This is a genomic window from Halorussus amylolyticus (genome assembly GCF_004143485.2).
Classification (GTDB): Archaea; Halobacteriota; Halobacteria; order Halobacteriales; family Haladaptataceae; genus Halorussus; species Halorussus amylolyticus.
The window spans coordinates 99,762-125,641 of sequence record NZ_ML974135.1; the positions used below are offsets into that span (position 1 = coordinate 99,762).

General features: G+C 65.1%; 24 protein-coding genes. 9 read left to right on the forward strand and 15 right to left on the reverse strand.

Annotated elements, in window-relative coordinates:
• Positions 1-197 precede the first annotated feature (197 nt).
• Entirely contained in the window at positions 198-1,460 is a 1,263-nt protein-coding gene (locus EKH81_RS12710; protein ID WP_132058648.1) for an ABC transporter permease, read from the forward strand.
• Positions 1,461-1,743: 283 nt separating this feature from the next.
• Positions 1,744-3,372, forward strand: coding sequence for a glycosyltransferase family 39 protein (locus EKH81_RS12715; protein WP_132058647.1), 1,629 nt, complete (start codon positions 1,744-1,746; stop codon positions 3,370-3,372).
• Between the two features lie 15 nt (positions 3,373-3,387).
• On the opposite strand, the gene EKH81_RS12720 is transcribed toward EKH81_RS12715, so the two are convergent.
• The 4 genes from EKH81_RS12720 to EKH81_RS12735 all read right to left on the reverse strand — a co-directional run bounded on the left by EKH81_RS12720 (position 3,388) and on the right by EKH81_RS12735 (position 6,904).
• The gene (locus tag EKH81_RS12720) at positions 3,388-4,548 is read right to left on the reverse strand and encodes a tubulin/FtsZ family protein (protein ID WP_132058874.1); all 1,161 of its coding nucleotides are present in this window, start codon (positions 4,546-4,548) and stop codon (positions 3,388-3,390) included.
• A gap of 238 nt (positions 4,549-4,786) precedes the next feature.
• A complete protein-coding gene (locus tag EKH81_RS12725) occupies positions 4,787-5,692 on the reverse strand; it encodes a pentapeptide repeat-containing protein (RefSeq protein WP_162224616.1) in 906 nt (301 codons plus the stop codon).
• A 131-nt stretch (positions 5,693-5,823) separates the two neighbouring features.
• Entirely contained in the window at positions 5,824-6,060 is a 237-nt protein-coding gene (locus tag EKH81_RS12730) for an Rdx family protein (protein WP_132058645.1), read from the reverse strand.
• Between the two features lie 298 nt (positions 6,061-6,358).
• Positions 6,359-6,904: an Ntn hydrolase family protein gene (locus tag EKH81_RS12735; RefSeq protein WP_132058644.1), complete on the reverse strand. Its 546-nt coding sequence runs from the start codon at positions 6,902-6,904 to the stop codon at positions 6,359-6,361.
• A gap of 384 nt (positions 6,905-7,288) precedes the next feature.
• On the opposite strand from EKH81_RS12735, the gene EKH81_RS12740 reads away from it, so the two are divergent.
• The 6 genes from EKH81_RS12740 to EKH81_RS12760 all read left to right on the forward strand — a co-directional run bounded on the left by EKH81_RS12740 (position 7,289) and on the right by EKH81_RS12760 (position 13,893).
• Positions 7,289-8,521 carry an outer membrane protein assembly factor BamB family protein gene (locus EKH81_RS12740; RefSeq protein WP_132058643.1) on the forward strand — a complete coding sequence of 411 codons (1,233 nt, stop codon included), beginning with the start codon at positions 7,289-7,291 and terminating at the stop codon, positions 8,519-8,521.
• 97 nt (positions 8,522-8,618) lie between these two features.
• On the forward strand, positions 8,619-10,622 hold the full coding sequence (locus EKH81_RS12745) for an outer membrane protein assembly factor BamB family protein (protein ID WP_132058642.1): 2,004 nt from the start codon (positions 8,619-8,621) through the stop codon (positions 10,620-10,622).
• 78 nt (positions 10,623-10,700) lie between these two features.
• A complete protein-coding gene (locus EKH81_RS12750; protein ID WP_132058641.1) occupies positions 10,701-12,071 on the forward strand; it encodes an arylsulfotransferase family protein in 1,371 nt (456 codons plus the stop codon).
• Positions 12,072-12,230: 159 nt separating this feature from the next.
• The gene (locus EKH81_RS12755) at positions 12,231-13,238 is read left to right on the forward strand and encodes a Gfo/Idh/MocA family protein (RefSeq protein ID WP_132058640.1); all 1,008 of its coding nucleotides are present in this window, start codon (positions 12,231-12,233) and stop codon (positions 13,236-13,238) included.
• Between the two features lie 50 nt (positions 13,239-13,288).
• A complete protein-coding gene (locus tag EKH81_RS19770; protein ID WP_274380507.1) occupies positions 13,289-13,420 on the forward strand; it encodes a hypothetical protein in 132 nt (43 codons plus the stop codon).
• 119 nt (positions 13,421-13,539) lie between these two features.
• A complete protein-coding gene (locus EKH81_RS12760) occupies positions 13,540-13,893 on the forward strand; it encodes a hypothetical protein (protein ID WP_132058639.1) in 354 nt (117 codons plus the stop codon).
• Positions 13,894-14,108: 215 nt separating this feature from the next.
• Here the strand turns inward: EKH81_RS12760 and EKH81_RS12765 are convergent, their stop codons facing one another.
• The 10 genes from EKH81_RS12765 to EKH81_RS12810 form a co-directional block, all read right to left on the reverse strand.
• A complete protein-coding gene (locus EKH81_RS12765; protein WP_132058638.1) occupies positions 14,109-15,746 on the reverse strand; it encodes an alkaline phosphatase family protein in 1,638 nt (545 codons plus the stop codon).
• Positions 15,743-15,970 carry a hypothetical protein gene (locus EKH81_RS12770; RefSeq protein ID WP_132058637.1) on the reverse strand — a complete coding sequence of 76 codons (228 nt, stop codon included), beginning with the start codon at positions 15,968-15,970 and terminating at the stop codon, positions 15,743-15,745. Before EKH81_RS12770 ends, EKH81_RS12765 begins: the two co-directional genes overlap by 4 nt.
• A 1-nt stretch (position 15,971) precedes the next feature.
• Entirely contained in the window at positions 15,972-16,736 is a 765-nt protein-coding gene (locus EKH81_RS12775; protein ID WP_132058636.1) for a glycosyltransferase family 2 protein, read from the reverse strand.
• 222 nt (positions 16,737-16,958) lie between these two features.
• Entirely contained in the window at positions 16,959-18,509 is a 1,551-nt protein-coding gene (locus tag EKH81_RS12780; protein ID WP_132058635.1) for a response regulator, read from the reverse strand.
• Positions 18,502-19,122, reverse strand: a complete 621-nt coding sequence (locus EKH81_RS12785; RefSeq protein ID WP_132058634.1) for a hypothetical protein — start codon at positions 19,120-19,122, stop codon at positions 18,502-18,504. Before EKH81_RS12785 ends, EKH81_RS12780 begins: the two co-directional genes overlap by 8 nt.
• 174 nt (positions 19,123-19,296) lie before the next feature.
• Positions 19,297-20,223, reverse strand: a complete 927-nt coding sequence (locus tag EKH81_RS12790; RefSeq protein WP_132058633.1) for a glycosyltransferase family 4 protein — start codon at positions 20,221-20,223, stop codon at positions 19,297-19,299.
• Positions 20,220-21,380 carry a DUF354 domain-containing protein gene (locus EKH81_RS12795; RefSeq protein WP_132058632.1) on the reverse strand — a complete coding sequence of 387 codons (1,161 nt, stop codon included), beginning with the start codon at positions 21,378-21,380 and terminating at the stop codon, positions 20,220-20,222. The genes EKH81_RS12790 and EKH81_RS12795 overlap by 4 nt, the downstream gene beginning before the upstream one ends.
• 378 nt (positions 21,381-21,758) lie before the next feature.
• Positions 21,759-22,052 (reverse strand): helix-turn-helix transcriptional regulator, encoded by a 294-nt coding sequence (locus EKH81_RS12800; RefSeq protein ID WP_132058631.1) that lies wholly within the window; start codon positions 22,050-22,052, stop codon positions 21,759-21,761.
• Between the two features lie 101 nt (positions 22,053-22,153).
• A complete protein-coding gene (locus EKH81_RS12805; RefSeq protein ID WP_132058630.1) occupies positions 22,154-23,890 on the reverse strand; it encodes an MBL fold metallo-hydrolase in 1,737 nt (578 codons plus the stop codon).
• 127 nt (positions 23,891-24,017) lie between these two features.
• The gene (locus EKH81_RS12810; protein WP_132058629.1) at positions 24,018-24,842 is read right to left on the reverse strand and encodes a phosphosulfolactate synthase; all 825 of its coding nucleotides are present in this window, start codon (positions 24,840-24,842) and stop codon (positions 24,018-24,020) included.
• A 486-nt stretch (positions 24,843-25,328) separates the two neighbouring features.
• Between EKH81_RS12810 and EKH81_RS19390 the strand changes: the two genes are divergently transcribed.
• Positions 25,329-25,472: a hypothetical protein gene (locus EKH81_RS19390; protein ID WP_202935135.1), complete on the forward strand. Its 144-nt coding sequence runs from the start codon at positions 25,329-25,331 to the stop codon at positions 25,470-25,472.
• A gap of 13 nt (positions 25,473-25,485) precedes the next feature.
• Here EKH81_RS19390 and EKH81_RS12815 read toward each other — a convergent pair whose 3' ends face one another.
• A complete protein-coding gene (locus EKH81_RS12815; protein WP_132058628.1) occupies positions 25,486-25,812 on the reverse strand; it encodes a CGCGG family putative rSAM-modified RiPP protein in 327 nt (108 codons plus the stop codon).
• Positions 25,813-25,880: the final 68 nt, after the last annotated feature.

The following is a 25,880-nucleotide window of genomic DNA, read 5'->3' on the forward strand; positions in this document are numbered from 1 at the left end:
CCGACGCGCACTCGCGGTCCGAGACCGCGAGTGCGCGTCGGGGCTTTGCAAACGGTCTCAGTGAGAGGGCCCTCGTTCGGAATCGGTTCCCGAATCCGACTCCATTGGTACGGTAACGTCGCGTTTCGGCTACTGGGTTTTTGTCGGTGCGCGCAGTAATCCGGCGTACGGGGGACCATGATGCCGAGGGGGATGCGATGAACATCGCCGAGAGCGTTCGGATTAGCTGGCGGAACATCCGCGAGCACAAACTCCGCTCGACGCTGACCACGCTCGGCGTCATTATCGGCGTCGCGGCCGTCATCACCTTCGTCACGCTGGGCGCGAGTCTCCAGCAGGACATCATCGGCACCGTCGCGGGCGGTAACGCCGCGACGATGTACGTGACCGCCGAATCGCCGGGAGAGGGCCAAGTGCCGTCGATTGGCGGGGGCGGACAGGCCGTGTTCACCGAACACGACGTCGAGCAAATCCGACAGTTGGAGGGGGTCGAAATGGCGGCCCCCGAGAGCGGCATCGCGGCGTCGTCGATGAGTTACAACAATTCGTCGGTCGCGCGCCAGTGGGTTACGGTCTCGACGCCCGAATACTTCCAAGTTCGAGGTATTTCGTTCATAGAAGGGAGACCGTACACCGTCGGCGAGCGCGAAATCGTTCTGAATCGGCCCGCCGCCCGGATGTTCGGCGGCGGCAACGTCTCGGTCGGCGAGAACGTCACGTTCACGCGGGCGGCCAACGGCGAGCAACTCAACGCGACGGTCGTCGGGATAGTGGAAGCGACCGGCGAGGAGGGCATCGCCGGATTCGGGCAGGGGCCACAGCCACGAGTCTACGCGCCGACCGACCCCTACTACGGTCGGACAGTGTACAGTCCGTCGGAGCGCGAGCGCCAGCAGGTGTTCGGGCGCATCCTCGTCATGGCCGACGGTCCCGCGTCGGTGGACGCGGTGCAGGGCCGAGTGTACAACTACCTCGGCGGGGAGTCCGACGCGCGCGGCCACAAGTCCCGAGAGTACAACTTCCAGGTCACGACGCAGGAGCAGATAATCACGCAGGTCCGGCAGTTGACCAGCACGTTCACCGCCTACATCACGGGTATCGCGGTCATCTCGCTCATCGTCGGCTCAATCGGCATCGCGAACATCATGCTGGTGTCGGTGACCGAGCGCACCCGCGAAATCGGCATCATGAAGGCCGTCGGCGCGCAGAGCCGCGACGTGCTCCAGTTGTTCCTGCTGGAGGCGGTGATGCTCGGCGTCCTCGGGTCCGCGCTCGGGGCGGCGGTCGGACTCCTGGGCGGCTATCTCGGGGCCGAAGCCATCGGCCTGCCGCTCGCGTTCCAGCCGATATGGTTCGGCGCGGCGGTCCTCGTCGGGGTCGTCGTCGGCGTTCTCGCGGGGTTGTACCCCGCGTGGGACGCCTCGAAGACCGACCCCATCGACGCGCTCCGGTACGAGTGACTGCGTCAGGGGCGCTGGCACACGAGACGGTCTACGAATGCGCGTCGGGGCGCGAGGTGCGACACCTCGGCCACAAACCTCGGCCGCAAATCTCGGCCGCAAACCCTTTGGCTCGTTTCGTGGTGCGTTCTACGAAACGCTCGCTTGAATCCGGAAGCGGTGCGGTAAGGACACCGTCGAGAGGGGGTGACGCGGCCGCGACGGGAATAGCCACTAGATAACAAAGTTGGCCGCGAGCAACCGTCAGACGAGAGCGAGTCCGGTTCGAAGGGGAGTCGTCACTATGTCCGAACAGAACGTCACGGGGAAGGCGACGGTCCGCAAACAGGGGTTCAAGCGCGAGCTACTCTGGCTCGCGCCCGCGCTCCTGGCGGCGGTGTGTCTGCTCTACGTCTACTGGGAGTCACATCCCTACCCCTCGTTCGGCGCGGGCCTGTACATGCTCATCTCCGAGCGCATCGTCGCGAACGGGTACGCCCTGCCCGAGACGATTCCGTTCTACACCGAGGGCGGCGTCCCGTTCGCGTACCCGCCGCTGATGTTCTACGTCGTCGCGGTGATTCGGGACGTGACCGGACTCGACCCCATCACCATCAGCCGATTCCTGCCGGGTCTCGTCAGCGTGGCGTACCTCGTCCCGCTCTACCTGCTGGCCCGCGACCTGCTGAAGTCCCGCCCGCAGGCCGCGCTGGCGTGTCTCGTCGTCGCGGTCAGTCCGCCCGTGCTTCGGTGGCACATCTCGGCGGGCGGTGTCGTCCGCGCTCCGGCGTTCCTCTTTTCGCTCGCGGGCATCTACGCCGGGCTTCGACTCTACCGCGACCGCGACCTCCGGTGGGTCCTCCCCTCGCTCGGACTGTTCGCGCTGACGGTGCTGACCCACCCCGTCTACACGGTCTTCTTCGCGCTGTCGTACGTCTTCATGTATCTCAAGTTCGACCGGACGGTCTGGGGACTCAAACACGGGATGGTCGTCGGCTTCGGCGGCATCGCGCTCGCGTCGCCGTGGTGGACGCAGGTGATGGCCCACCACGGCGTGGACGTGTTTACGGGAGCGGCGGGCACCCACGGCGGACTCGGCGGCGGTCTCCCGTCGGCGTCGGACGCGCTCGGGCTTCGCACGTCGATAGTCGAATCGGTGTGGCAGGTCGTGCCGCTCGCGGGCGTGGCGTACCTCCTCAAAGAGCGGCGGTTCTTCCTCCCGATGTGGTTCGCCGCGGTCGTCGTCGTCCTCGGTAAACCGAGGTTTTCCGTGTTCGTCGGCGCGCTCGTCGCCGCAGTCTTCCTGTTCGAGGGCGTCGGCGAGTGGCTCAGAGACGAGTCGAACGCTGGCACGCGTCGCCGGGGCGTCGTGACGGTCGCGCTCGTGCTCCTCGCCATCGCGGGCCTCTCGGCTGGCGCGATGTACGCCTCGGGCGACGTGAACGCACACGGGGGAAGCCCGTCGCTCCCGCAGTTCATCGACCGTCACGACGACGACGCGATGACGTGGACCGCCGAGAACACCGCCGCCGACGCCACCTTCGTCGTGCAGGGCGACGCCGCCGAGTGGTTCCCCGAACGGACTCGCAGGACGATGCTGGTCGGGCCGTGGGGCGTCGAATGGGAGGGGACCGAGGAGTACGCCCACCAGCTCGACCTGTATCGGGACATGTCGGCGTGCAACAGCGCCCAGTGCATGACGACCACCCTCTCGAACGCGAACGTCGAACCCGACTACGTCTACCTCCCGAAGGGCCGATTCACCGTCCGCGGGATGGAGTACCAGCGCACGAGCAAGCTCGCGATGTCGATGCACCTCTCGCCGCGGTACGAGACAGTCTACGAGAACGACGGCGTCATCATCTTCGAAACGATGGGCGAAGGCGACGGTGGCGGCGCGGATTCAGCGGGTGACGACGGCGACTCGACGTGATAAAGGAATCCGAACTCAGAACAGCGGGTCCAACTCACCGTCGTCGTCCTCGATGAGGTCGGTGGTCTGGCGCTCGCTCTCGGACTGAATCTCGTTGATGTTGTCCTGCGTTTCGACCGCCACCTGCTGGAGTTCCTCGACCCGGGGCACCTCCGAGACGCCCGACAGGAGGACGACGCTCGCCACCCGGGGTTCGTCCACCGGGTAGTCGCCGCCCCGGACCTCCATCGACTCGGTCTGGTGTTCGAGCCACTTGCGGCCCTTCTCGATGCCCTTCCGGTTCAGGTATCGGGAGGGACCACTTGCCACGAGTAGCGACCGGTCGGCGCTCTCGATGTCGCAGGGAAGCGTGAGCCTACCGAGCGCCGCCTTCCGGACGAGGCTGGTGAGCCGATTCGTGGCGTGGGTCGGGTCCACGCCGTTCTCGCTCGTGAACCGTGAGAGCAGGCCGGTCTGATTCTCGACCTCCTCGGCGGCGTAGCCGATGGTCGAGACCCCGCCGGTGGCGAGCGTGTTGATGATTTCGCTCGAATCAACCACGCTCTCGCCCACCGCGTCACCGCCCGCGACTTCGCCCGCGCCGAACAGGATGCCGAACCGCCGGACGATTTCCTCGTTGATTCGGTCGTAGCCCCCGCCCATGCTCTCGCCCGACTGCCGCCACGCGTCGTTGTCGAACACCATCAAATTGTCCACCTCGCGGGTGAACGTCTGGAAGGAGCGGGCGGCGTTGAGGGTGTAGATACCGCCCTCGTCGCGGCCCGGAAGGATGCCGAGACCGTACACCGGTTCGGTGTAGATTCGCTTGAGGTACTTCGCGAGGACGGGCGCGCCGCCGCTCCCGGTCCCGCCGCCCATTCCGGCGACGATGAGGAACGCGTCGATGTCGTGGACCGGAACGTTGTCGATGGCTCCCTGCACCTCGTCGATGTCCTCCTCGGCCAACTCCGCGCCGAGTTCGTTGTCCGCGCCCACGCCGTGGCCCTTGACCCGCGACTGGCCGATGAGGACCTGATTCTCGGGCGGGACGTACTCCAAGCCCGCGAGGTCGGCCTTCGCGGTGTTGACCGCGACGGCCGACCGGACCGCTTGGCTCCCGGTGCGCTGGTCGTACTCGATGAATTTATCGACGATTTTCCCGCCCGCCTGCCCGAAGCCTATCATCGCGAGTTTCACGACGGACACCCCCTCGTCGCGGTCGGTCGGTTCGTCGGCCCGAATCGGTGCCCGTCGAGCGCTCGGTCGGCACCCGTCGCCGCTACGTCTCCCCCGTACTGTCTGCTGTACATTCGATAGCCCCCGACGCACGGCACCACGGGAACCGGTATAAATCCTCAGCACGGTTTTGTTTTGCGGGCGATACGCGGTCGGCGTCAGGCGGTGCGTAATACGGCGGTCGATGTACGGCCTCGCGCTACTCGTGGCGAATCTGGTCCGCTTTGGTCTGGTACTGGCGTCCCCGCACGGTCAGTCCGTGTGCTTCGTGGAGGTTTCGGAGGCGAAGATACGTCCAGACCGCGGCGTCGGTCGGTGAAACGTCCCATCCGTCCAAGTCGGTTCTCTCCTCGTACGCGACGGTCGTTCCGAATTCGGTGTCCGAGTCGATTCGCGCCTCCGATAGGTCGGCCCGGTACAGACGAGCGTTTCGAAGGTCCACGTTTCGGAGGTCAGTCTTGTCGAGCGAACCGTCTTCGAGGTTCGCGTCTCGAAGGTCCGCTTCGCGAAGGTCGGCGTCGTAGAGATTCGCTCGTCGGAGGTCGGCGCGACGAAGCGTCGCACCACCGAGAGCGGCGTTGTGGAGTTCCACATCGACCAGCGACGCAGTTCGAAGGTCCGCGCGTTCGAAATCGGACCGAAACAAGTCCGCGCGCTCCAGGGTAGCACGGAGAAAGCGCGCATTCTCGGCCGCGGCGTGACTGAGGTCCGCGTTGTCGAGGTTCGCGTGTCGGAAGTTCGCGTTCCCGAGGTCTGTGTGGTAGAGGTCCGCATTCTCGAACCTCGCCTTTCGAAGGTCGGCGTTTCGAAAGTCGGCGTCGGTGAGGTCCGCGTCTGCGAAATTCGTCCCGCGGAGGTCCGCGTCCGAGAAATCGCCCCCGTGGAGGACACATCCCGCAAACGAGAGTCCGACGCTGGCCGGGACACGGACACCCGAAAGTCGTATCCCGTCGAGACGCTCCGGGCCGTCTCGCCGAGCGTTCTGCAATGCGACGGCGGATTTCTCCGACCCTTCGGCGTGCCAGATACAGCGTCCGGTCCCGTTCCACTCGTTTCGCCAGCAGCAAACCGCCCGATTCCGTTCGTGCCAACGCTCGGATTCCATATCCCCGTAGAGACTCTCAGCTCTCGCGTCTTCGGGATGTACGACGTACCCACAGCGATTTTCGGGTACGTTCTCAGATAGCATACTGGCAGTTCGAGAGCGAGTCGTAATCAATCCGGGCGTTCGATAAATTACGCCGACGCCGCCTCGCCCACCGACGCCACGATGGCGTCCACGTCGAACTCGTCTTCGTCCTTGTCGAACACCTGCTCGCCGTCGGCCCGAACTTCGAAGACGCCGCTATCGCCGGTCACGAGCGCGACCGAATCCAACTGTTCGCCGTACTCGCTGAGAAGGGCGTGCTGGACGTCCTGTGCCCGGTCGAGCATGCCGCAGGGAACGCAGTATTCGATTTCGATTGTGGTCATGTACGTCCGGTGATACGTGACGGCGGTACTTAAAAGACGGTTCCGCGGAACGAGCGGGATTGGAGGCGGGCGCTCGGTAAATCAGCCGCCGGGAATCGACCGGTGAATCAAACACCACGGGCGGGACTGAAAGGGGCCGCCCGGTCGCGGGCCGTAGGCCCGTGGTCGCTTGCGCGGCCACTATCTGGACCGGGCGGTGTTGAGAGGTCCAGATATGTCGCGCAACGACCGCGACCGGGCGGGGGCTTTCGAGAAATTCCCAGTTGCGTAACCCTCTCAGTTATCCGTACTGTCGCAGTCAGAGACGCTCCGAGTTACTTTCTAAACGAAACGTATCCACAGTGTCACCGGTCCCCGTATCGCGCTCGGCCACGGTGTCGAGCACGTCGCGCGCCAACTGCTCGGCGGCGTCGAGGCTGACGTGTCTGTCCGAGCCTTCGAGGATGCCGATAGCCACCTGCGCGCCGCTCCCAAGCGCCACCGTCGCGTCGGTCACCACGCCGCCGTCGGCTCCGATACCCCGGACGCGGGCCACCTCGCGGTCATCGCGGGCCGCGACGATTGCCTCGACTCCTTGCTCTGCGGCGAGGTCCGAAGCGAGGTTGGCGAGTCGCGTGACGCTCATCGGGTCTCCTTGCCGGGTCTCGTGGTCGCTGACCTCGGATTCGAGACGGCGCTCGAACTCGTCCACGCCGCCCGAGTCGCCGACAGCGGCCGCGCCAACATCACCGAAGTCGAAGACGTGTCGCTTCGACTGGCTCTTGACGGTGTCGCCCTCGGTTAGCTGTCGGTCGCCCGCGAGGACCGCGCCGCCGTCGGCTTCGATGCCGAGAATCGTTGCCATGTGCGGTGGGACGGCGGCGTCGGGCAAGTGCGTTGTTGCCGACTACGAATGAGAGTGGGATGAAGTGAAATTGGGAGTGACAGTGTCTGATTTCTCGGAGCAATATCTTCGGGTGTTTTTACTATCGAGCGTCCTGCTCGCACGTCACAAATGAGACCGCACCGCAACCGCGACAGCCACACGCCTCCCCAACCGACTCCCTTCGCTCCTTTCAGTCGCTCCGGTCCTCCCTCGCGCGCTTTGGGCGTGACCCAAACCGCGGGTCACGCCAGCGCGCGCCGTGAGGTCGGTGAAGATTCGCGCTAACTGAGGTTCGCTTGCCGACCCGAAACTCCCCAAGGCCGATGAGTGCGCTTTTGGCTCCCCGATGCCAATCTCCGAGTAATGCGAACCCGGACCCTGCTCGCGCTCGTCGCCGTCGTTCTCGCGCTCGGCAGCGTCGTCACCTACGGCGTGGTGTTCGCCGACTCCGGCGGCGACCTCACCGAACAGTGGGCGAGCGACACCGCCCGCGAGATGACCGGGAACCACCACGCGCCCGCGGTCGCGGAAATCGACGGCGAGACGTGGGTGTACGCGCCGGTCAGCGGCGCGGGCGGCACCGACGAGTGCGGACTCGTCGCGCTCTCGGGCGCGGACGGCGCGACCCAGTGGACCTACCCCATCCCGCCCGAGAACTGCACGACCCACGCCGTCGCGGACCCCGCAGTCGCCGACTTCGACGCCGACGACACTCCCGAGGTGTTGGCGGCGACGACCGAAAACGTCGTCGCGGCGGCTCACCCGACCACCGGCGAGTCGGAACTCCGCCACGAACTCAGCTCCTACGGCTACACCAAGCCAATCGTCGCGGACTTCGCACCTGGCGAGGGGACCGAAATTATCGTCGCCGACGTTCGGGGCGAACTATTCGTCGTCCACGAGAACGGGACGAACGCGTGGTCGCGCGAACTCGGCACGACGTGGGCGAACCCCCGACTCGCCGACTTCGACGGCGACGACACCGACGAACTGGTCGTCGGCTCCGCACCCGCCGAGGGCGGCGCGGTCACGGTCCTCGAACCGGACGGCACGACGCTCTGGGAACGAACCCCCGAGACCGCAGTCGGCTGGCTCGGAGTCGGCGAAGTCGATGGCGAACCCCGAGTCGTCGCGGCGACCACGCGCGGCGAAGTCGTCGCCTACGAAGCCGACGGCACCCGGGCGTGGAGCCGCGAACTCGGCGACAAGGCCGCAGTCCACGCCGTCGGCGACGGGGACGCCGACGGCGACGACGAGGTCTACGCGGTCGCCAAGGACGGGCAACTCCGGGCCATCGACGCAGCGACCGGCGACGTCGAGTGGACGACCCGCCTCACGAACGACGACGTGAACATGATGCCCCCGCCCGAACTCGGCGACGTGGACGGCGACGGCGACCCCGAACTGGTCGCGCCGGGCAACGACGGCACCGTCTCGGTCGTCGCGCCCGACTCGGGCGACGTGCTGGCGACCTACGAGCGCGACGTGCCCGTCTACAAGTACCCGGTCCTCGCCGACTTGGACGGCGACGGCGACGACGAGGCGCTCGTGATGTACGGCGACGGCAGGGTCGTGGCGCTCGACTACTCGGCGTGAGGTGTTCGTGGCAGGGTCGAATCCACGGGAAATCCGGTCGACAGGCAAATACACACGGCAACGATACGTTTTTTAACGGTGCCTAAATTGATTACGTATGGACTGGTTTTCGAGACGGAAGGCCCTAGCGGCGCTCGGGACGGGAATCTCGGCGCTCGCCGGCTGTTCCTCCGTCGGCATCTCGAACCCCTTCACGGGGTCGGTCGAAGTCCAGCGTATCGAGGTCGAACCGGCACACGACGACCAATCCGAACTGATAGCCCGTACCGAGTCCGACATCGTGCTGACGTTGGCCAACCCCGGCGGCAAGGAGGCGGAGGGAGACGTGACCGTCTCGGTCGACGGCGAGGAGGTCGAGACCTTCAGCGAAACGGTCGGCGACGGGCGAAACTATCATTACGTCGAGTACACCTTCGAGGAGACCGGCGAGTACGTCGTGACCGCCGGTGACCGGGAGAAACGGGTCGAGATAACCGAAGAGGCCGACTTGCAGGTGAGGGGCGAGACGGGTGGCACGTTCGCCGCCTCGCCGGACGGAACCCGGGGAGTCGTCACCGTGTGGGTGTCGGTTGCATCTGAGGCGGAGTTCCCGCTCTCGTACGAACCGACGGTCGAGATAGACGGCGAACCCGTCGAGGAGTTCTACTACGACGAGATGGTCGCCCAACGGAATGACGGGAAGTTCGAGGGCGAACTCGAGACTCACGAGTTCACCAGACTCGTCGCCCACCGCGAAGTCGAGGTCGGCGACACGTACGAGGTCACGCTCGACGGCGAGTCCATCGGGACCGCCTCGACCGAGCGCGAACCGCTCGCCGCCCGCTACGGCGAGAGCGACCGGGGCGGCCCGTCGGTCCCGCGGGGCGTAATCGGCTCCGAACCCGAAATCGTCGAGCGCTTCCCGGTCGAGAAACCCGATGGCGTCGATGTGGACCTCGAGAAGATGGAGACGATGGCCGTCACCGAGGACCGGATATACATGCGGTTCCGGTGGGGGAATCAACAAGAGGCGCTGGCGGCGTACGACCGCTGGAGCGGCGAGGAGCACTGGCAGGAACTGGCCGCGGACCCTGCCGACCTCGTCGTCTTCGACGACACGGAGTACCTGCTCGACGGCGGGACGCTGACCGCCCGGTCGATGGACGGAGACGAACGGTGGCAACGGACCGTCAGCGACGAACCGTACAAGGGCGCCGCCGCAATGATGGTCCCGACGGAGGACCGACTCTACGTCGGCGTGCCCGATGGCGTCGCGGTGTTCGACAGGGAGACCGGTGACCGCGAGCGCCTGCTAGCGGGTGCGTATCCCGTCCTCGCAGGCGACAGCGTGTACACGTGGGACGGGGGGACGGCCCGCCGATACGAGCCCGGTAGCGACGAACCGGCGTGGACGGCCGACCTCGACCGGAAATCGACCGAAGAGGAAGTCGAGATCGGACACCCCCACAGCTTCACGAACCACGGTATAGCGACCGAAGACGCGCTGGTTCTCGTGAGCCACGTTCGCGACTACGAGGACACGCGGTTCCTGCTCCACTGTTTCGACGGCGAGAGCGGCGAGGAGCGCTGGACGAAGACGCTCGGCGGGACAATCCACGAAGACGAGTACGACAAGAATAGAGTCGTTCCGGGCGACGCGATCACCGCAGAGGGGAGCGATTATGGCACGTACATCCTGCCCGAGGTCACGCAACCTATCCTCGTCGAACCGGCCGCTGGGCTGGACGAGCAAGTCGTGTACGTCGGATCGACCGCCGGGTGCCGTGGGTACGGACTCGACTCGGGCGAGGAGATACCACATGCGTACGAGAACCACGGAACGAGCCCCACCCTCGCCCGCCCAGATCTCGGATACTTCGGGTCGCGCGAGGGCCTCTACGTGGTCCCGCCCGGCGTTAGAGGCGGGTCGGGAACGGGCAACCTAGACGCCGTCGACGGACCGGCGGTCGAACTGCCCGAGGAGATGAAGTGGGAGAGCCACCAGATCACCAGTCAGTTCGGGTACGATTGCCTGTATCTGCCCGCGAACGGGTACGTCAACGTCATCAGCGGGACCGTCCCCGAGCGAGCATCGACCGCCGGAGAAAACGATGAGGAGTGAGATGACGGACGCTGGAACGGGGCGAAGACAGCAGGAACGCCCGACGAACGCAGACCGACACGAACGGGACTCTCAGTCATGAAGCGTCGCACGATACTTCGCGGGACGCTCCTCGCAGTCATCGCGCTGTCGGCAGGCCTGCTCGCGGTCGGCTGGCTGCAGGCCCCCGAGGACGCGACCGCGTCGGCCGCCGAGCAGATGGACAGACCGTTCGAGGAACGGGACCCGGTCGCGGGCGACCGCGCGGGTGCGACCGTGGTGACGACCGACCCGCCGGGCGCGAACGACGGAACCGCGGCCATCGTGGCGTTCGCACCCGACGGTCGGCCGCTGTACCACAACGACACGTACGGCAACTACTTCGACGTGGACCCCGACCCCGAGGACTCCCGGTCGGTCCTCTACGTCGCCGGAAGCCGGTACGACTCGTGTCCGTCGGACGTTGCGGCCCGCGCCGAGGAGTCCTTCGAGGACGGCTGTGCGAAGGTGGTCGTCGAGCGGGCAAACCTGACCACGGGCGAGACCGAACGGCTCCACACGGCGGTGACCGGCTGGGACATCTGGCACGACGTCGACCGCGTCGGCGACGACGAACTGCTCGTGGCCGACATCGCCGAGGACAGGGCGTTCGTGCTGAACCTGACGACCGACGAGCGAGAGTGGACCTGGAACGCCGACGAGGACTACGACAAGGACGAGAGCGGCGGCGCGCCCGGCGACTGGACGCACATCAACGACGTGGAGGCCCTAGAGGACGGGCGCGTGATGGTGAGCCTCCGCAATCACGACCGCGTGGCGTTCGTCGAACCGGGCGAGGGCGTCGAGCGCGACTGGACGCTCGGGGCGGAGGACGCCTACGACACCCTTTACGAGCAACACAACCCGGACTACATCCCCGAGAAGCGCGGCGGCCCGGCCGTCATCGTCGCCGATTCGGAGAACAACCGCGTCGTCGAGTATCAGCGGGACGAGTCGGAGTGGAGCCGAAGCTGGGAGTGGTCCGACGACCGCCTCCAGTGGCCCCGCGACGCCGACCGCCTGCCGAACGACCACACGCTCGTCACCGACTCGCAGGGCAACCGCATCCTCGAACTCGACGAGGACGACGAGGTCGTCTGGACGGTGAGCGTCCCCACTCCCTACGAGGCCGAACGACTCGGCACCGGCGACGAGAGCGCGGGCGGGTGGAGCAAGGCCGCGATAGAGGGCGAGAGTGGCGAGTACGTTGGCGGCGGTGACGGCGAGATGGAGTCGAAGACGGGCCTCGCGTGGGCCGTCGCCTTCCTGACCGGACCGGCCGTCAACGGGGTGCTATACGTCGCACCGGCGTGGATGACCGTCTCCGACGTGGCGGTCGCGGGCGCGTTGGCCGCCAGCGCCGGCGCCCTGCTACTGTTGGAACTGCGGTGGTCTCGCTTCGGTATCCGCTCTATCCGCCGTCGCCCGTGACGACGGTGACCCCGCCGCGATACCCGGCGGTGACTCCATCCTCGATATCCGCGCAACGGCCGAGGGCGCACCTCGACCCGCTTCGCGGCCGTCCGGGCGGACGAATTAAGGGGCCCCCCGTCGAACGACGTACTACTTTCTTCGCGAGGGGGAGTACACATGTCAAGTACGGATAAGCTCAGAGTCGGCGTCATCGGCGGCGGCTACATCGGGACCACGGTGGGACGGCTGTTCAACAACGACCCGCGCTCGACGGTGACCGCGCTCGCGGACATCGACCCCGAGACGCGGCGAACCGCTGGCGAGACGCTCTATGTGGGCGAGGGGTCGCAGTACGACGACTACGTCGAGATGCTCGACGCGGAGCCGTTGGACGCGATTCTCGTCGGCACGCCTCACACGCTCCACTACGAACAGGTGACGGCGGCGCTCGACCGCGACATGCACGTCTTCTGCGACAAGCCGCTGACGACCGACCTCGGACAGGCCCGCGAACTCACCGACCGCGCCGAATCGAGCGACCGCGTACTGATGGTGGGCTACCAGCGCCACCTCAACCCCGCGTTCATCTCGGCGCGCGAGCGGTGGCAGGGCGACCTGGAACCCGACTACGTGAGCGCCGAAATCACGCAGAACTGGATTTCCCGATTCAGAGAGACGTGGCGGACCGACCCCGACCTCTCGGGCGGCGGGAACCTCTACGACACCGGAAGCCACCTCATCGACGGCGTGCTCTGGACCACCGGACTCGTCCCCGAGGAGGTCAGCGCCGAGATGGTGTTCGCCGACGACGAGGGGCGGGTGGACCAGCGCGCCATCCTCACGGTGGAGTTCAAGAACGGCGCGCACGGCACCATCGCGGTCCACAGCGACGCCCCGTGCGTGCGCGAACACATCCACATCTGGGACCGCGAGGGCGCGGTGTACCTCGAAGGCCGCCAGTGGGAGGAGCGCCAAATCAGTCGCATCGACGCCGACAGCACCACGGTCGTTCCGTACATCGACCGCGAGCAACAGCGCGACAAGGCCGAGGCGTTCGTCGATTGCATCGAGACGGGCGAACGGCCGCCTGCGACCGCTCGGGACGCGCTCGCGGTGACGGCGCTGACCGAGGCGGCCTACGAGTCGGCTAGGAGTGGGGAGCGAGTAGTCGTGGAGTTGGAGTGAGGAGAGCTCTGTGCAAAATACTAATTAGGTGTGAGGTCATTGGAGTAGATATGAGTAAGACCGAAGTGCGCGACGAGGAGGTGGAGGATGAGGCCCAAGAGAGCATCGACCGGGCCATCGACGAAGCCCTCGACCTCGACTTCGCGTCACTTCAGGAAGTCAAAGAGGCGTTTCGGAGTTAACTCGGCTTCAATCTAATTCTTTAAATTCCCTCGTTCGAAAGAATCAGGCAGTGCCTGTCAGTTTAGGTGAAGAAAATCGGGTTGCGATTCCACCCTCAGTTTTAGGCGGGATTGCCAGTTTGAGTCGAACGCAATCCGACCACGTCCAGACCCAGTTGTTGGAAATTACTGAAGCGGGATACACACCAACGAAACTGGTGTACAAGCAGTACGGCGACCTCAAGGTGTTTCGATGTGGCGATGAAATGCGTCTCTTTGGAGTGGTTTTAGAAGACCTGACGTATCTCTCGGAGTTCGACCATCTGGTAATCCTACTGAGCGTGTCAGAACACGAGTACGAGAGGGCGGGCGTGGAGAAGCGACGAGCGAGACAGCTTCAAACTCGATACGCAGCCATCGACTCGGAAGCAGACTTCTACGAGGAACTGGACGGAGAAGTGTTCGGGTCGCGCGAAGTGCGAGAGTTTCTGTAGCCACTGATAACAGTGAACGTCAGCACTGTGCAGAGCGTGGGTAGCTTCAGGTTAGAATGAGATTGCTATACTTTAATCTAGTCATATATAACCTGACCGGCTTAGTGGCGAGATATTAAACCTAGCCCAAAATCCACCGCTACCCAAATTCAGGGTTCTACACAAATACAGTTATAATACTGATTTCGAATTAACGGAGTCGAGACAAAACTATTTCACTCCGCCGAAAGCCCACCCACCACCTCCCTAACCGCCCGCTTCGCTTCGACCTTCCCGTCGTACCTCGAACGCCTACTCTCTACGTCCACCACGTCACCTCTCACGTCGCCGTCCATCTCCTCGGGCACGGGCACGTCCAGCAACGAACACGCGGTCGGCGCGAAGTCGGTCAGGTCCACCGTCACCCCCGACTCGTTTTTCACCGGGCCGCCCCACGCGTAGAAGATGCCGTTCATCTCGTTCATCGAGGTGTGCGACCCGGTCTTGGGCGGTTCGCCGAACACGCGGTTGGTCTTCATCGTCTGGGGGTACTGAATCTGGTAGCCCGGCGCGGGCATACAGACGAGGTCCGGGCGGGTGTCGGCGAATGCGTCGCCGTACACGTCCTCGCCGTAGAGCACCGAGTCGATGACCCGGTCGCCGCGCTCGGGGTGTTCGATGGCGAGGAGCTGGTCGCGGAGTCGGTCCCGAATCTCGTCGTAGTTCCCGGGCGAAATCGCGCCCTCGTCGTGGTCGTCGGTGTTGAGGTAGATTTGGCCGCCGCTGGCGACCGTGAACGCCGCGGTCCGATTCCAGTCGATGTCCTTCCGGGAGATGGTCAACAGTTCTGCGAGGTCGGGACCCGACCCGTCGCCGCTGGTCCGGGCCACGCCCATCTTGAGCTTCGAGAACAGATTGAGTTCGCTCATCACCGTCTCGACCGCGTCGTAGATGTGGTTGTAGCCGAACTGCTTGAGACGGGTCCACGGCCGGGATTCGAGGTCGAGGTAGCCCGCGCTGTAGAGCCACGAATTGAGGTTGATGGTCTGGTAGATGGGACCGTGGCCGTGGTCAGACAGCACCATCAGGGTGTCGTCGTCGCCGATTTCGTCCATCACCCACCCGAGGAAGTCGTCGTAGAGTTCGAGGAGTTCGAGCGGCTTGTCGCGGTGGCGCGCCGCGACTCCGGGGTCGTGCTTGGGGTGGTCTTCGTTCAGGACGTGCCCGAGGACGTGGAGGACGTTGTCCGGCCCGGAGAACACCAGCGAGTAGAACGCCGCGGGGTACTCCTCGACGAGGAGTTTCGCGACCGCGATTCGCTTGCGCTCGATTTCGAAGAAGGTGTCGAGCAGGTCGCCGAGGTTCCCCTCGTCGGTGCCGTCGTCGTAGCTCTCGTAGGGGTCCACGTCGTACTCGCCCACCCGGTCTTCGATGTCGGCTTCGAGTTCGTCGGGGTAGGCGTACGACCCCGACGGCGGCGTGGTGATGTTGTCCGAGATGTGGAACCCCGCGGTCCGGGACGGCGGGTAGCCCGGCATCACGTTCATCACGCCCGAGCGAAGCCCCTCGGCGTCGAGGTACTCCCACACCGGGACCGACTGCTCGCGGAGCGTGTCGGCGGTGACGAACTCGGTGTCGTACCCGCCCGCGTCCTTGAGCATGAAGTTGTAGACGCCGTGATTGCCGGGGTTCCGTCCGGTGGCGAACGAACTCCACGCAATCATCGAGAGCGGCGGCACCGTCGAGCGCGTGGTCCCGTCGGTCCCCTCCGCGCGCATTCGCTCGAAGTTGGGGAGGCGTCCGGCGTCGATACCCGCGTCCACGAGTTCCGGCGGGACGCCGTCGAGTCCGAAGACGTACACTGACCCCGTCACTTTTCGAGGTACCCCAGTTGTTCGAGGCGGTCTTCGACCACGTCGTCGTTCGCGCTGTCGCCGTCGGCGGCGACGGCACCGCCGTCGCCGCCGCGCTCCAGTTCGGCGGCCGCGCCGTCGAGGACGTAGCGGGCGAGTTCGTCGGCGTCGTCGAAGCCGTCGAGTCGGTCGGCGAGTGATTCGTAGCGGTCGCTGAGGTCCGGAGGGAGTGTGAAGTCAGTCATGTTATCGTCCCCGCTCGGAGCGGAGGGTGAAGGGCTGTCGTCGTCTGGCGAGTCTGGCGAGAAACACCATCACGGTGAGACCGTGCTTGACCGGGTTGTACGTCTGGCCTTCGAGATTTTCGTATCGGGCGTCGATTGCGCGCTCGGCGATGGTCAGCCCCTCGGTGGTCGCCGAGTCTATCATCTCGGACTCGACGCCCATCCCGTCGGTCGTGAGCGAGAGGTCCGAGAGCGCCCGCGGCGAGAACGCCCGGAAGCCGCTCTGGGTGTCGGTGAGGTCCGCGCCCGTGACCTGCGTGGTGCAGTAGTCGAGGACTAACTGGCCGACGCGCCGGTAGACGGGCGTCTCGTCGGAGTCCTCGGCCGCGAGGTACCGGCTTCCGATGACCATGTCGGCCTCGCCCTCGACGACCGGGGCGGCGAGCGACGGGATGTCGGCCGGGTCGTGCTGGCCGTCGGCGTCGAGCAGGACGAGCGCGTCGCAGTCGAGGTCAGCGGCGTGGTCGAACAGGGTCCGGACCGCGGCGCCCTTCCCGCGATTTCGCTCGTGGCGAATCACGGTCGCGTCGGTCTGCTCGACCAGCACGGGGGTGCGGTCCGTGCTGCCGTCGTCCACTACCACCACGTCGTCGGCGTATCGCGTGACGCCGAGGACGGTGCTTCCGATACCGCTCTCTTCGTTGTACGCGGGGATACCGACGACCACGTGCGCGTTCGCGAGGGCGTCGTTCGCGGCGCACCCGTCCTTCGGGACCTGTAAACTCATGATTCGGTCGGATTATGCGACCATTTCCGGCCCCTTTGTTCTCCATTCCCTATACGGCGCGTAGTCGGTCTTTACGCGAGTATAGGCCCGGCGTGCGCCGACCACACCGAATACCGCGTGGTACAGCGTAGCACCCCTTCCGGAAACGAGACGTTGTAGGCACGGAGTTGTGACTCCGTACGCGAAACGTAAGGTCGGGCTATCGGGCGAGCGCCGTCCGAGTCACCGGTCGCTGAACTCGACGCCCGTGATTTCGAACCGCGCCCCGCCGTCGGCGCTGTCGCCCACCGAGAGGCACCAGCCGTGTGCGTGCGCAATCTGTTTGACGATTGCGAGTCCGAACCCGGTTCCGGTCTCGGTCGTGGAGTAGCCCGACTCGAACACCTGCTCGCGCTCGTCGGCCGGAATCCCTCGTCCGTCGTCGGCGACGTAGAAGCCGTCGTCGGTCACGCCGACCCGTACCGCCACGCCCTCGTCGGAAGCCGCGTCGTCCGAGTGGGATTCGGACCCGTGCTCCACGGCGTCCTCGCACGACGTGCGAGGGCTCGGCGAACCGTGTTCCACCGCGTTCGACACCAGATTTTCGAGCAACTGCTTCGTTCGGCTCTCGTCGGCGACGAGCGTGGCCGACCCCTCGACTCGGAGATTCGCGCCTGCCGTATCGACCATCTCCCACGCGGCGGTGGCGACCGCTTCCAGACTCACGTCGCCGGTCTCGCTCACCCTTCGACCCTGTTCGGCCAGCACGAGCGTGCTCTCGACGATTTCGTCGATTCGGCTGAGCGAGCGTTCGATTCGGTCGAGATGCTCGGGTTCCGACGACTCCCGGGCCAGTTCGACCGACCCCTGCGCCACGTTGAGAGGGTTTCTGAGGTCGTGCGAGATGGCGTTCGTGATTCCCTCTAGCTGGTCGCTCTGGCGCTTCAACGTCCGTTCGTGGTCTTCGAGTTCGGTCACGTCCCGGCTGTTCACCACGAACCCCCTGATGTCGGGGTCGTCGAGGAGATTCCGGCCCCTCGATTCGAGGACGGGCCACGACCCGTCCTCGTGTTTGAATCGGAACTTGACCACCGGCTGCTGGTCGGACTCCTTGACCGCCTCGAAGAAGCTCTCCATCGCACCTTGTCGGTCGTCGGGATGAGCGTAATCGAAGATGTACTCGCCGACCATCTCCTCGGGTTCGTAGCCGAAGATGTGCTTCGCGGACGGCGAGAGGTACTGGAACCGCGCGTCGTCGCCGACGACCGAGATTACGTCGGTCGAGTTCTCGATGAGCTTGCTGAACCGCTTCTGTGCGCGCTCGACGGCTCGTTTCGCGCGGTGTTGTTCGACCGCGTTCCGGATACGATTCGCCAACACCGGGTACTGTCCCGTCCCGACCTCCTTCTGGAGGTAGTCGGTGACGCCCGACGAGATGGCTTCCGACGCGATTTCCTCGCTTCCCTTCCCCGTAAAGAGGATGAAGGGGAGGTCCCCGTCTCGGGCGCGGACCGTTTCGAGGAACTCCAGTCCGTTCATCGAGGGCATGTCGTAGTCGCTGACGATGCAGTCTACCGACTCGGTTTCGAGGGTTTCGAGCGCGCTATCTATCGTCGTCTGAGTCGTGATTTCGAAGTCGTCGTGTTGGCGTTCGAGATACGTCGCCGTCAGGTCGGCGAGGTCGGGTTCGTCGTCGACGTGGAGAACGGTAATCGTCTCCGGAACCGCGGTGTCGTCGCTCTGAAATCGCCCGGTATCGGTGAGCGCGTTCTGAAACCGACTGAACTCAGACATGGTGGTGTGAGTCGAGTATCCGCTCGAAGTACGGAATCATCGTCCGTTTGGCCTGCTCCCAGTGTTTTTGCGTGCGCATGTCGTGTAACTCCACCGCGAGCGCGTACCGCGAGGCCTCCGGACCGTGTCCGGACTTGCCGTATCTGGGCTTGTACGGATACTCGGGGTCCTGCATCGCGGCCCGGAGTTCGTACACCTGCGCCCGCTGAATCGGCGACCAGTAGTCGCCCCCGACCTTGTGGTTCTTCCACGCGCGAGTGCTCGCGTCGGCGTATCGCGGGTCGATACCGACTATCGATGCCCGCTCTCGGAACTTCGACCTGACCGGCTCCCAGTCGGCGTCCGAAAGCGAGTCGTAGTCGATTTCCCCGTCGGGCATGTGGGACACTTCGAGGTCGTCTTTGTTCCAGAGCGCGTCCACGTAGGCGAGGCTCGCGCGCCGGGCGGTGTCGCGGTCGAGATGTGCGAACTGGAGCGAATCGACCGCCCAGAAAGCCTCGATTGCTTCCTCGCGGTCCCGACTGTCGTGGGCCCGAAATCCTACGCAGAGCTGTTCGGCCATGTGGCTCGCCTTCTCCTCGGAACTCCACGCTTCGGGCGTTTGGTCACTCATTTATTTGTGTAGAGGGATTTCAGAAAGACTCGTTGAGCTTCGAATGACGTTACTTACGAAGACACTACCACTTATAGCATAAGTATTTTAGGGCTTTCTATCTCAAGCAGTAGATATATGCTTTTCTCGCTCGCGGAGAAACGCGAAGCGAGTACGGGCGACTGAAGCGACCACCTACACTACGGATTCGTAGACGCCCTCGATGCGCTCGGCCATTCGGTCCAGGCTGATGTCGCTGACCGCGTCCCGCCCGTCCGAGCGCCGCGGCGATTCGAGAACGTCGGCGAGTCCGTCGGCGAGTTCGGCGTCCGAATCGCCGACGCGCGAGGGCGAGACGCCCGCGAGCTGTTCTCGCACGTCGCCCACGTCGGTCGAAACGACCGGGAGGTTACAGCTCATCGCCTCCTTCACGGAGTTCGGCGACCCCTCGCGCTCGGAGGTCAGCAGGAGCGCGTCGGCGGCGTTCATGTACGTCGGTACCTCTGCGTGGGGGACGCCGTAGACGACCTGTAGCTCGACCGGCGCATCGACCCGCTCGCGGGCGCGCTCGACCACGCGCTCGGCGCGCGGGAGGTTCTTCACCTCGTCGGAGGGTGGATACGGAAACAGGACGTGGCGCGCGTCGGGGTCCCACCCGACTTCGGCGCGGGCCTCGTCGGTCGGACGGGGCGCGAACCGCTCCATGTCGATACCGTGGGGGATGACGTAGCAGGATTCGCCGAGTTCGCGCGCCATCTCGTCGGACATCACGATGACGGCGTCGCAGAACCGCGCACACGCCTTCGAGAGCCACCCGTACTCGCCCATCAGGTCCGACCCCCACAGCGAGAGGACCACGGGAAGCCGAATCTGAGCGAGCGCCATCGGCGCGGTCAGACCGTAGTTCGCGTGAACGAGGTCGTACTCGCCGAGCGACTCCCGGACGGCTTTCGGAACGAATCGGAGGTAGTCGCCCGGCGACCGGGCGGTGACTTCCTCCTGAGCGAGGTGGTTTCCCGGTGGGGTCGCGACGTCGCACGTGACGCCGCGACGTTCGAGAATCTTCGTCTGCTGTTGGAAGAATCGGGCCTCCTCGTTCGACACCAGATTCAACACGTTCATCGGCGGCCACCGTCGCTCCGAACCGTCTCGGTCGCGAGCGTTCGCCCCCCGGTTCGACCCGGCTTTCGGCGCGCGATTCCATCGATTCGCGAGAGGGCTTCGGCGTGTCCGTTCGCATCGAGTTCATGGGCGCGCTCGGCCACCGCCACGACGACCGCGGTGAGGTTCACTTTGTCGGCGACGAAGTCGTCGCGCGTGTTCTCCCAGCGGTCGGTCGCCCGGTCGTCGTCGAGCAGGTCGGTCGCGGCGTCGAGGACCGCGTCGAACGCCCTGAGATTGTAGACGAGACCGTGGCGTTCGAGCGCCACGAAGTTTCCCATGTCGTCGTCGCCGACGAAGGAGTTCGACCGGATGGCGGGCGTGCCGAGCAGGGCCGCCTCGGTCACCATCGTCTGCGTGTCGGCGACGAGCAGCGAGGCCTCCGCGAGCGCGTCGTGGAGGAGCGCGGGATGGCAGTCGAAGGCGCGGGCAGGCGTCTCCGAGAGGTCCATCTCGCCGCCCTCGTCCGAGACGAAGACGGTGACGCGCTCGGCGAGCGCCTCGACGAGACGGCGGCGCTTCTCGGGCGTGAACCCCTCGCGACCCACGTCGTGGTGGGAGCCGAACGCGTTGAAGCGGACGATTGCGTACGCCTCGTCCGCGCCGAGACCGAGTTCCTCGCGGATGCCGGTCGGCGGGTCGTAGACGTCGGGATGGAGATACGCGAGTTCCTTGAACCCCCGAAACTCGTAGTGGTTCGCGCCGAGGTCCTTCTCGAAGGTGTGAGGAGTGAGGAAGGCGTCGGTGAAGGGCTTCGAGAGCGCGTGGTCGAGGTCTGTCGTCTCCGAGTCGTCTACGAGGACGACCGGCGCGCGCGCGACGGCCCCCGCGAGCGCGGCGTACGACCCGCGACCGAAGACGCAGTCGGGGCGGTATCGCACCGCCTTGGCCGCGATTCGGGCGTAGTGCTTCGGGAGTTCGCGGAACAGCGAGAACTTCTCGGTGTCACACCGACCGTAGAGTCCGTAGGGAACGTCGTGATAGTCGAGGAGGGCTTCGGTACAGCCGTAGTCGCGCGCGAGGACGAGGACATCGTGGCCCCGAGCGTCGAGTTCCGCGACGGCGTGTCTGTACTGGTGGACCTGTGCTGGCGTGTTCGTGAAGAACAGGTACTTCATGGTGTACTCGATGTGTGGTCACCGGGCGCGGCCCGGCAGTCCGTACGTCCGAAACGCCCCGACAGCGTATTGTTATACGGAGCCTGAAATCGCTCCGGGCGCCGCGTGGGGCCGCGAATAACGGCGTGACGAGCAATCGGGACCGAACGACGGGGGCGCGACCCGAAGATGGGTCTCGGAGGCGTGTCGTTCGACAGAAGGGTCGTCCGCACAGGCCTGTCCGAGGGAGTCGGAAGGCGACATCGTCGCCGACGGTCGCCGTCGAGAGGCGTGTGCGGAGGTCCGGGGGCGTTCTCCGGGTGAACGCCCCGAGATGGTTCGGGGACGGTGCGATTGGGAGGGCGCGCGACTGCTGTGAAATCGAACGTCCTCGCCGGGTCAGGCCGAGAGGGAGGGCTTCTCGCCGAGGTGGTCCGCTTCCCACTCACGCCGGGCGTCGATTTCCCGACTGCCACGGCTGGTCAGCGCGTAGTAGTTCGTCCGGCGGTCGCGCTCGCCCTTCTCGACCAGCCCCTTCTCGACCAGCGTGTCGAGGTTCGGGTAGAGTCGGCCGTGGTGAATTTCTTTTTCGTAGTAATTTTCGAGGTCGTCTTTGATTGCGAGCCCGTGTGGCTCGTCCTTTCCGGCGATTACGTACAGAAGGTCGCGCTGGAACCCTGTCAGGTCGTGCATGATATGCGTTTTTTGATAGCTAGTCTATAATTATAAACTTGGTGGCCGGTGAGGGAGAATCGAAAAGACGACCGACCCAGTGGGACGAACACCCCGAATCACTACTCGTCGTCGGCAGACAGCGTGACAGTGAGTTCCTCGCCGTGTTCGAGGTCGGTGTCACCGAGCAGTCGAAGCAGAGTCACGTCGTCGCCGCCGTCGACGACGCGGGCGCGGACCTGCCGACCGCCGACCGCGTCGTCGAGCGCGTCGAGGCGGTCGAGAACTTCGCGTCGGAACGCCTCGCCGTCGGACGAAATCGCCGCGGCGGACGCCGCGGCGATTTCGTCGTCCGGTAGTGCGGCGGTTCCGTCGTCCGCCGGTACAGCCTCCCCGTCCGCCGGTACGGCCTCTCCGTCCGCCGACGCGACGGCACCCCCGTCGGCCGACGCTCGGGGGGAAGTCGGCCGGGCGTCGGTCGCGCTCTCATCGGAGCGCCCGCCGAATCGGCGCTCGAACCGTTCGACGTCGAGGCCCTCGGCTTCGAGGTCGGGGTCGCCGATTCGCTCGACCGCGGGCAGTACGTCGAGGTCCCCGTCCACGAGTTCGCCGAAGCGCCCGCCCGAAGACTGCCAATCTTGGGCGCGAATCGCTTGGACCGCGCTCTCGCTCAGCCACGGCGGCGACGACCACCGACCGTCGGCGTAGAGCGTCTGTGGCCGGTCGTCGGTGCTGGCCCACACGAACCGCTCATCGTACCGGCCGCGGTACTCCCGGACGACCCGACTCGGGCCGTGACCCGTGACGACGTGAATCGGATTGAATCCGGTCACGAGGTCGTCGATGACCTCGCGGGAGGTGTGGTTCACGACCTCGTAATCGTAGACGGTGCAGGCCGCGGTTGTCACCGGGTCGGTCGCGCCGCCCGTGAGTTGAATGAGGGTCGCGGTCGCGTCGTTTTCGATGGTTCGAAACAGACGACTGGCACTCCCCTCGGACGGGATTTCTGGTCCCGCGAGCGTGACCGCGCCGCGTTTCAGGAGGTCTTCGGTGTCCGCGAACGTCGGAACCGACTCGACGTTCGGCACGTCGTAGCCCAAGTCGTCGTAGAGTTTGGCGGTCTGCCCGACGAGCGTGACCGGGAGCGACTCGCCCAGTCGGTCGCCGAGGTGACCGAGCAGGTACGCGTAGTGGACGCCGGTCAGCGCGCTCGCGGTCGCCAGAACCGAAGACCCCGCCCGCGCGCGCTCGACGATGGTGAAAAGCGAGTCCGACAGCGTCTCCTCGAACTCCGGGGCGGTCGAGACGTTGACGAAGAGGGCGTCGATACCGACCGGAAGGTCGGTCGGGAATCCGGGGTAGCCAGCCACCCGGCGCGTCGTGAAGTCGCCCGTAAAGAGGAGATGGTTCGCTCGATTCCCGTCGTGAAACCGGACGAGGAACCCGGCCGCGCCGGGCGCGTGACCCGCCGGAATCGGCCGAACTTCCACGTCGGGGAAGACGGTCTCCCAGTCCGAGAGCGGTTCGAGCGCGTCGAGAACGTCGTCGGTCGCGCCGAGGTCGTAGTTCTTCCCGCCCTCGGTCAGCACGTCTTCGAGGACGTTCGCGGTCGCTTCGGAGGCGTAGACCGGCGCACCGTCGCGGAGCGAGTCCGCGAGCGTCCCGTAGTGGTCGAGGTGGGAGTGCGTGAGCAGCACGGCCGCGAGGTACTCGTCGGGACCGAGAACCGAGTCGAGGTCCACGCCCGACCCCGAGTCCACGAGGACGCACGCCGTGTTCCGACTCACGCCGTCACGAAGTCGGAGGAGATACGACCCGCCACCGTTTGTAGGGTTGACGTGCTGATAGCTGAGGTTCATCCGCGACCGAACATCCTTCTACGTTCTTTGATTTCAACGCGAGCCATACCTATGTAATTGAGGTGGGGAGACGTAAATTCTTCGCAAACGAATAGCTACTATCAGTTCCGAGAGATGAGGCGGCGCGTCAGTCCTCGGATTCGAACGACGCGATTCGTCCCCACGAACTCTTCTTGCCCCACAGCCCCGACCGCATGCATTCGAGTTCGACGATTTGGGAGTTGTCCACGAACAGATTCACCTCCGGCCCGAAGTTCTTGATGTACCACTCGAACACGTCGGGGTCGGCCGCCTCGAACACGCAGTTCTCGATGCCGACTTCGTTGGCGATGGTGAACGCCACGTCGGTCCGCCACTCGCGGACCTGCTCGGTGATTCCCTCGGACTCGACCATGATTTTGTAGGCCCCCGCGTCGAGGTGGCGCTGGGCCTCCCGGACCGCGCTCGCGGGGTCGATGGCCTCCTCGCTCTCTAAGTCCTCGACGCTCGACGCACCGCCCGCGCCGAACTGGACGTTGATTTCGGGCTTTGGCTTCAGGCCGTGGTCCTGTACCAACTCCGTCAGCGCCACCAAGTCGTCGGTGCCGATGGCGATGAACCCCGACGAGATTTCCACGATGTCGAAGCCCAAGGCTCCGGCCTCCTCGACGTATCGCTCGACGTTGTCGTGGTCCCGGACGAGGACGTTCTCGATGAACCCCCCGGTCGAGACCTGTACGTCGTGGTCGTGACAGATCTCGATGAGTTCGGTCACGGCCTCCTCGGGCATCAGCGCGAACGACCCGCCCGAGAATTTGTAGATATCGACGTACTCGCCCATCGTATCGAGGATATCCCGGAGTTCGCGCGGCCCCATCGGGTCGTAGTACGGTCCCCGAATCTCGGTGATGCCCGTGTCTCTCGGCTTCGATTCGCGCTCGTTGACGTGCAGAAAGTCGAATGCTCTACTCATCGGAACCCCCGGACGGGGTACGACGAACGCGCACTTTACTGTTCGCCAGTGCGACGAGATGGTGTTTTGGGAGACATCGCTCGGCGACACTAACCACAAAAAAACGACACGCCGACCAATCCACACGGGGTGGGAATGAAAGGGGCCGCCCGGTCGCGCCCGAAGGGTATGGTCGTCTCAGCGACCCCTATCCGCGCCGACGCGGTGCGTTGCGGGAGGCGCGGATATGTCGCTGAGCGACCGCGACCGGGCGGGGGCTTTCTGGCTGTTCTAAATTTCATCGGTTGGCGTGGTCGTAGTGGCTGAAAAGAGCTTTCTACAACACCGCGACGAAGTTCGTCGTGAAGTACAGAAACGAGCGACGGCGTGAAGTGAGAGAAGCGAACGACTCCTTGAGCCACTGAGAACCGCATCCGCACCGCGAACCCCGAAAACACCACCCAAATCGCCCCCGAAGCCTAACTGCCTCGAAACCGTCCAACTTCCATGGCATATCAGACGACTCTCGGCTGGTCGCTCGTCTCCTCGGGTATCGTCACGCTCCTGCTCAAAGTGCTCCCCTACGACTCGCTCTGGTGGGGTCTCGGCCTGCTCGTCGTGGGAATTGTACTCCTCTACGTCCGACAGTAGAGGAAATCGAACCTCACTCGACGTGAACGCGGGTGACGTGCCCGCCGCACCCGCACTGTTCGACGTACTCCCACTCGGCGTCGTCGCCGAAAGCGGCGTCGAGCGCGCCGAACAAATACGTTTCCGGACGGCCGTGGTCCCCGTGGGTCACGAGATTGACGTGGTGGCCCTCGGTGGTGTGTTCGACCGCCGAAACCGCCTGTTCGACCACGAGGGCGCGGCTCTCGGCGTGCCGAGGTTGTTCGAGGTTCGCGGACCACGAATTGTCGTGGACGCGGTCGGTAATCGGTTCGATTTCTGCATCTCGGTCGTCGGCGTGGTGGTGACTGGTGGCGTCCATACCGAGACGTTGGTTGCGCCACCCGGAAAGCACACTCCCGAACACGTTCGGTCGGGTCGCCGAGGCGG

Excerpts from the sequence above, each read along its gene's own strand:
- EKH81_RS12710 (WP_132058648.1), top strand. The coding sequence starts at position 198 with ATGAACATCGCCGAGAGCGTTCGGATTAGCTGGCGGAACATCCGCGAG.
- EKH81_RS12715 (WP_132058647.1), top strand. The coding sequence starts at position 1,744 with ATGTCCGAACAGAACGTCACGGGGAAGGCGACGGTCCGCAAACAGGGG.
- EKH81_RS12725 (WP_162224616.1), bottom strand. The coding sequence starts at position 5,692 with ATGGAATCCGAGCGTTGGCACGAACGGAATCGGGCGGTTTGCTGCTGG.
- EKH81_RS12730 (WP_132058645.1), bottom strand. The coding sequence starts at position 6,060 with ATGACCACAATCGAAATCGAATACTGCGTTCCCTGCGGCATGCTCGAC.
- EKH81_RS12735 (WP_132058644.1), bottom strand. The coding sequence starts at position 6,904 with ATGGCAACGATTCTCGGCATCGAAGCCGACGGCGGCGCGGTCCTCGCG.
- EKH81_RS12740 (WP_132058643.1), top strand. The coding sequence starts at position 7,289 with ATGCGAACCCGGACCCTGCTCGCGCTCGTCGCCGTCGTTCTCGCGCTC.
- EKH81_RS12745 (WP_132058642.1), top strand. The coding sequence starts at position 8,619 with ATGGACTGGTTTTCGAGACGGAAGGCCCTAGCGGCGCTCGGGACGGGA.
- EKH81_RS12750 (WP_132058641.1), top strand. The coding sequence starts at position 10,701 with ATGAAGCGTCGCACGATACTTCGCGGGACGCTCCTCGCAGTCATCGCG.
- EKH81_RS12755 (WP_132058640.1), top strand. The coding sequence starts at position 12,231 with ATGTCAAGTACGGATAAGCTCAGAGTCGGCGTCATCGGCGGCGGCTAC.
- EKH81_RS19770 (WP_274380507.1), top strand. The coding sequence starts at position 13,289 with ATGAGTAAGACCGAAGTGCGCGACGAGGAGGTGGAGGATGAGGCCCAA.
- EKH81_RS12770 (WP_132058637.1), bottom strand. The coding sequence starts at position 15,970 with ATGACTGACTTCACACTCCCTCCGGACCTCAGCGACCGCTACGAATCA.
- EKH81_RS12775 (WP_132058636.1), bottom strand. The coding sequence starts at position 16,736 with ATGAGTTTACAGGTCCCGAAGGACGGGTGCGCCGCGAACGACGCCCTC.
- EKH81_RS12780 (WP_132058635.1), bottom strand. The coding sequence starts at position 18,509 with ATGTCTGAGTTCAGTCGGTTTCAGAACGCGCTCACCGATACCGGGCGA.
- EKH81_RS12785 (WP_132058634.1), bottom strand. The coding sequence starts at position 19,122 with ATGAGTGACCAAACGCCCGAAGCGTGGAGTTCCGAGGAGAAGGCGAGC.
- EKH81_RS12790 (WP_132058633.1), bottom strand. The coding sequence starts at position 20,223 with ATGAACGTGTTGAATCTGGTGTCGAACGAGGAGGCCCGATTCTTCCAA.
- EKH81_RS12795 (WP_132058632.1), bottom strand. The coding sequence starts at position 21,380 with ATGAAGTACCTGTTCTTCACGAACACGCCAGCACAGGTCCACCAGTAC.
- EKH81_RS12800 (WP_132058631.1), bottom strand. The coding sequence starts at position 22,052 with ATGCACGACCTGACAGGGTTCCAGCGCGACCTTCTGTACGTAATCGCC.
- EKH81_RS12805 (WP_132058630.1), bottom strand. The coding sequence starts at position 23,890 with ATGAACCTCAGCTATCAGCACGTCAACCCTACAAACGGTGGCGGGTCG.
- EKH81_RS12810 (WP_132058629.1), bottom strand. The coding sequence starts at position 24,842 with ATGAGTAGAGCATTCGACTTTCTGCACGTCAACGAGCGCGAATCGAAG.
- EKH81_RS19390 (WP_202935135.1), top strand. The coding sequence starts at position 25,329 with ATGGCATATCAGACGACTCTCGGCTGGTCGCTCGTCTCCTCGGGTATC.
- EKH81_RS12815 (WP_132058628.1), bottom strand. The coding sequence starts at position 25,812 with ATGGACGCCACCAGTCACCACCACGCCGACGACCGAGATGCAGAAATC.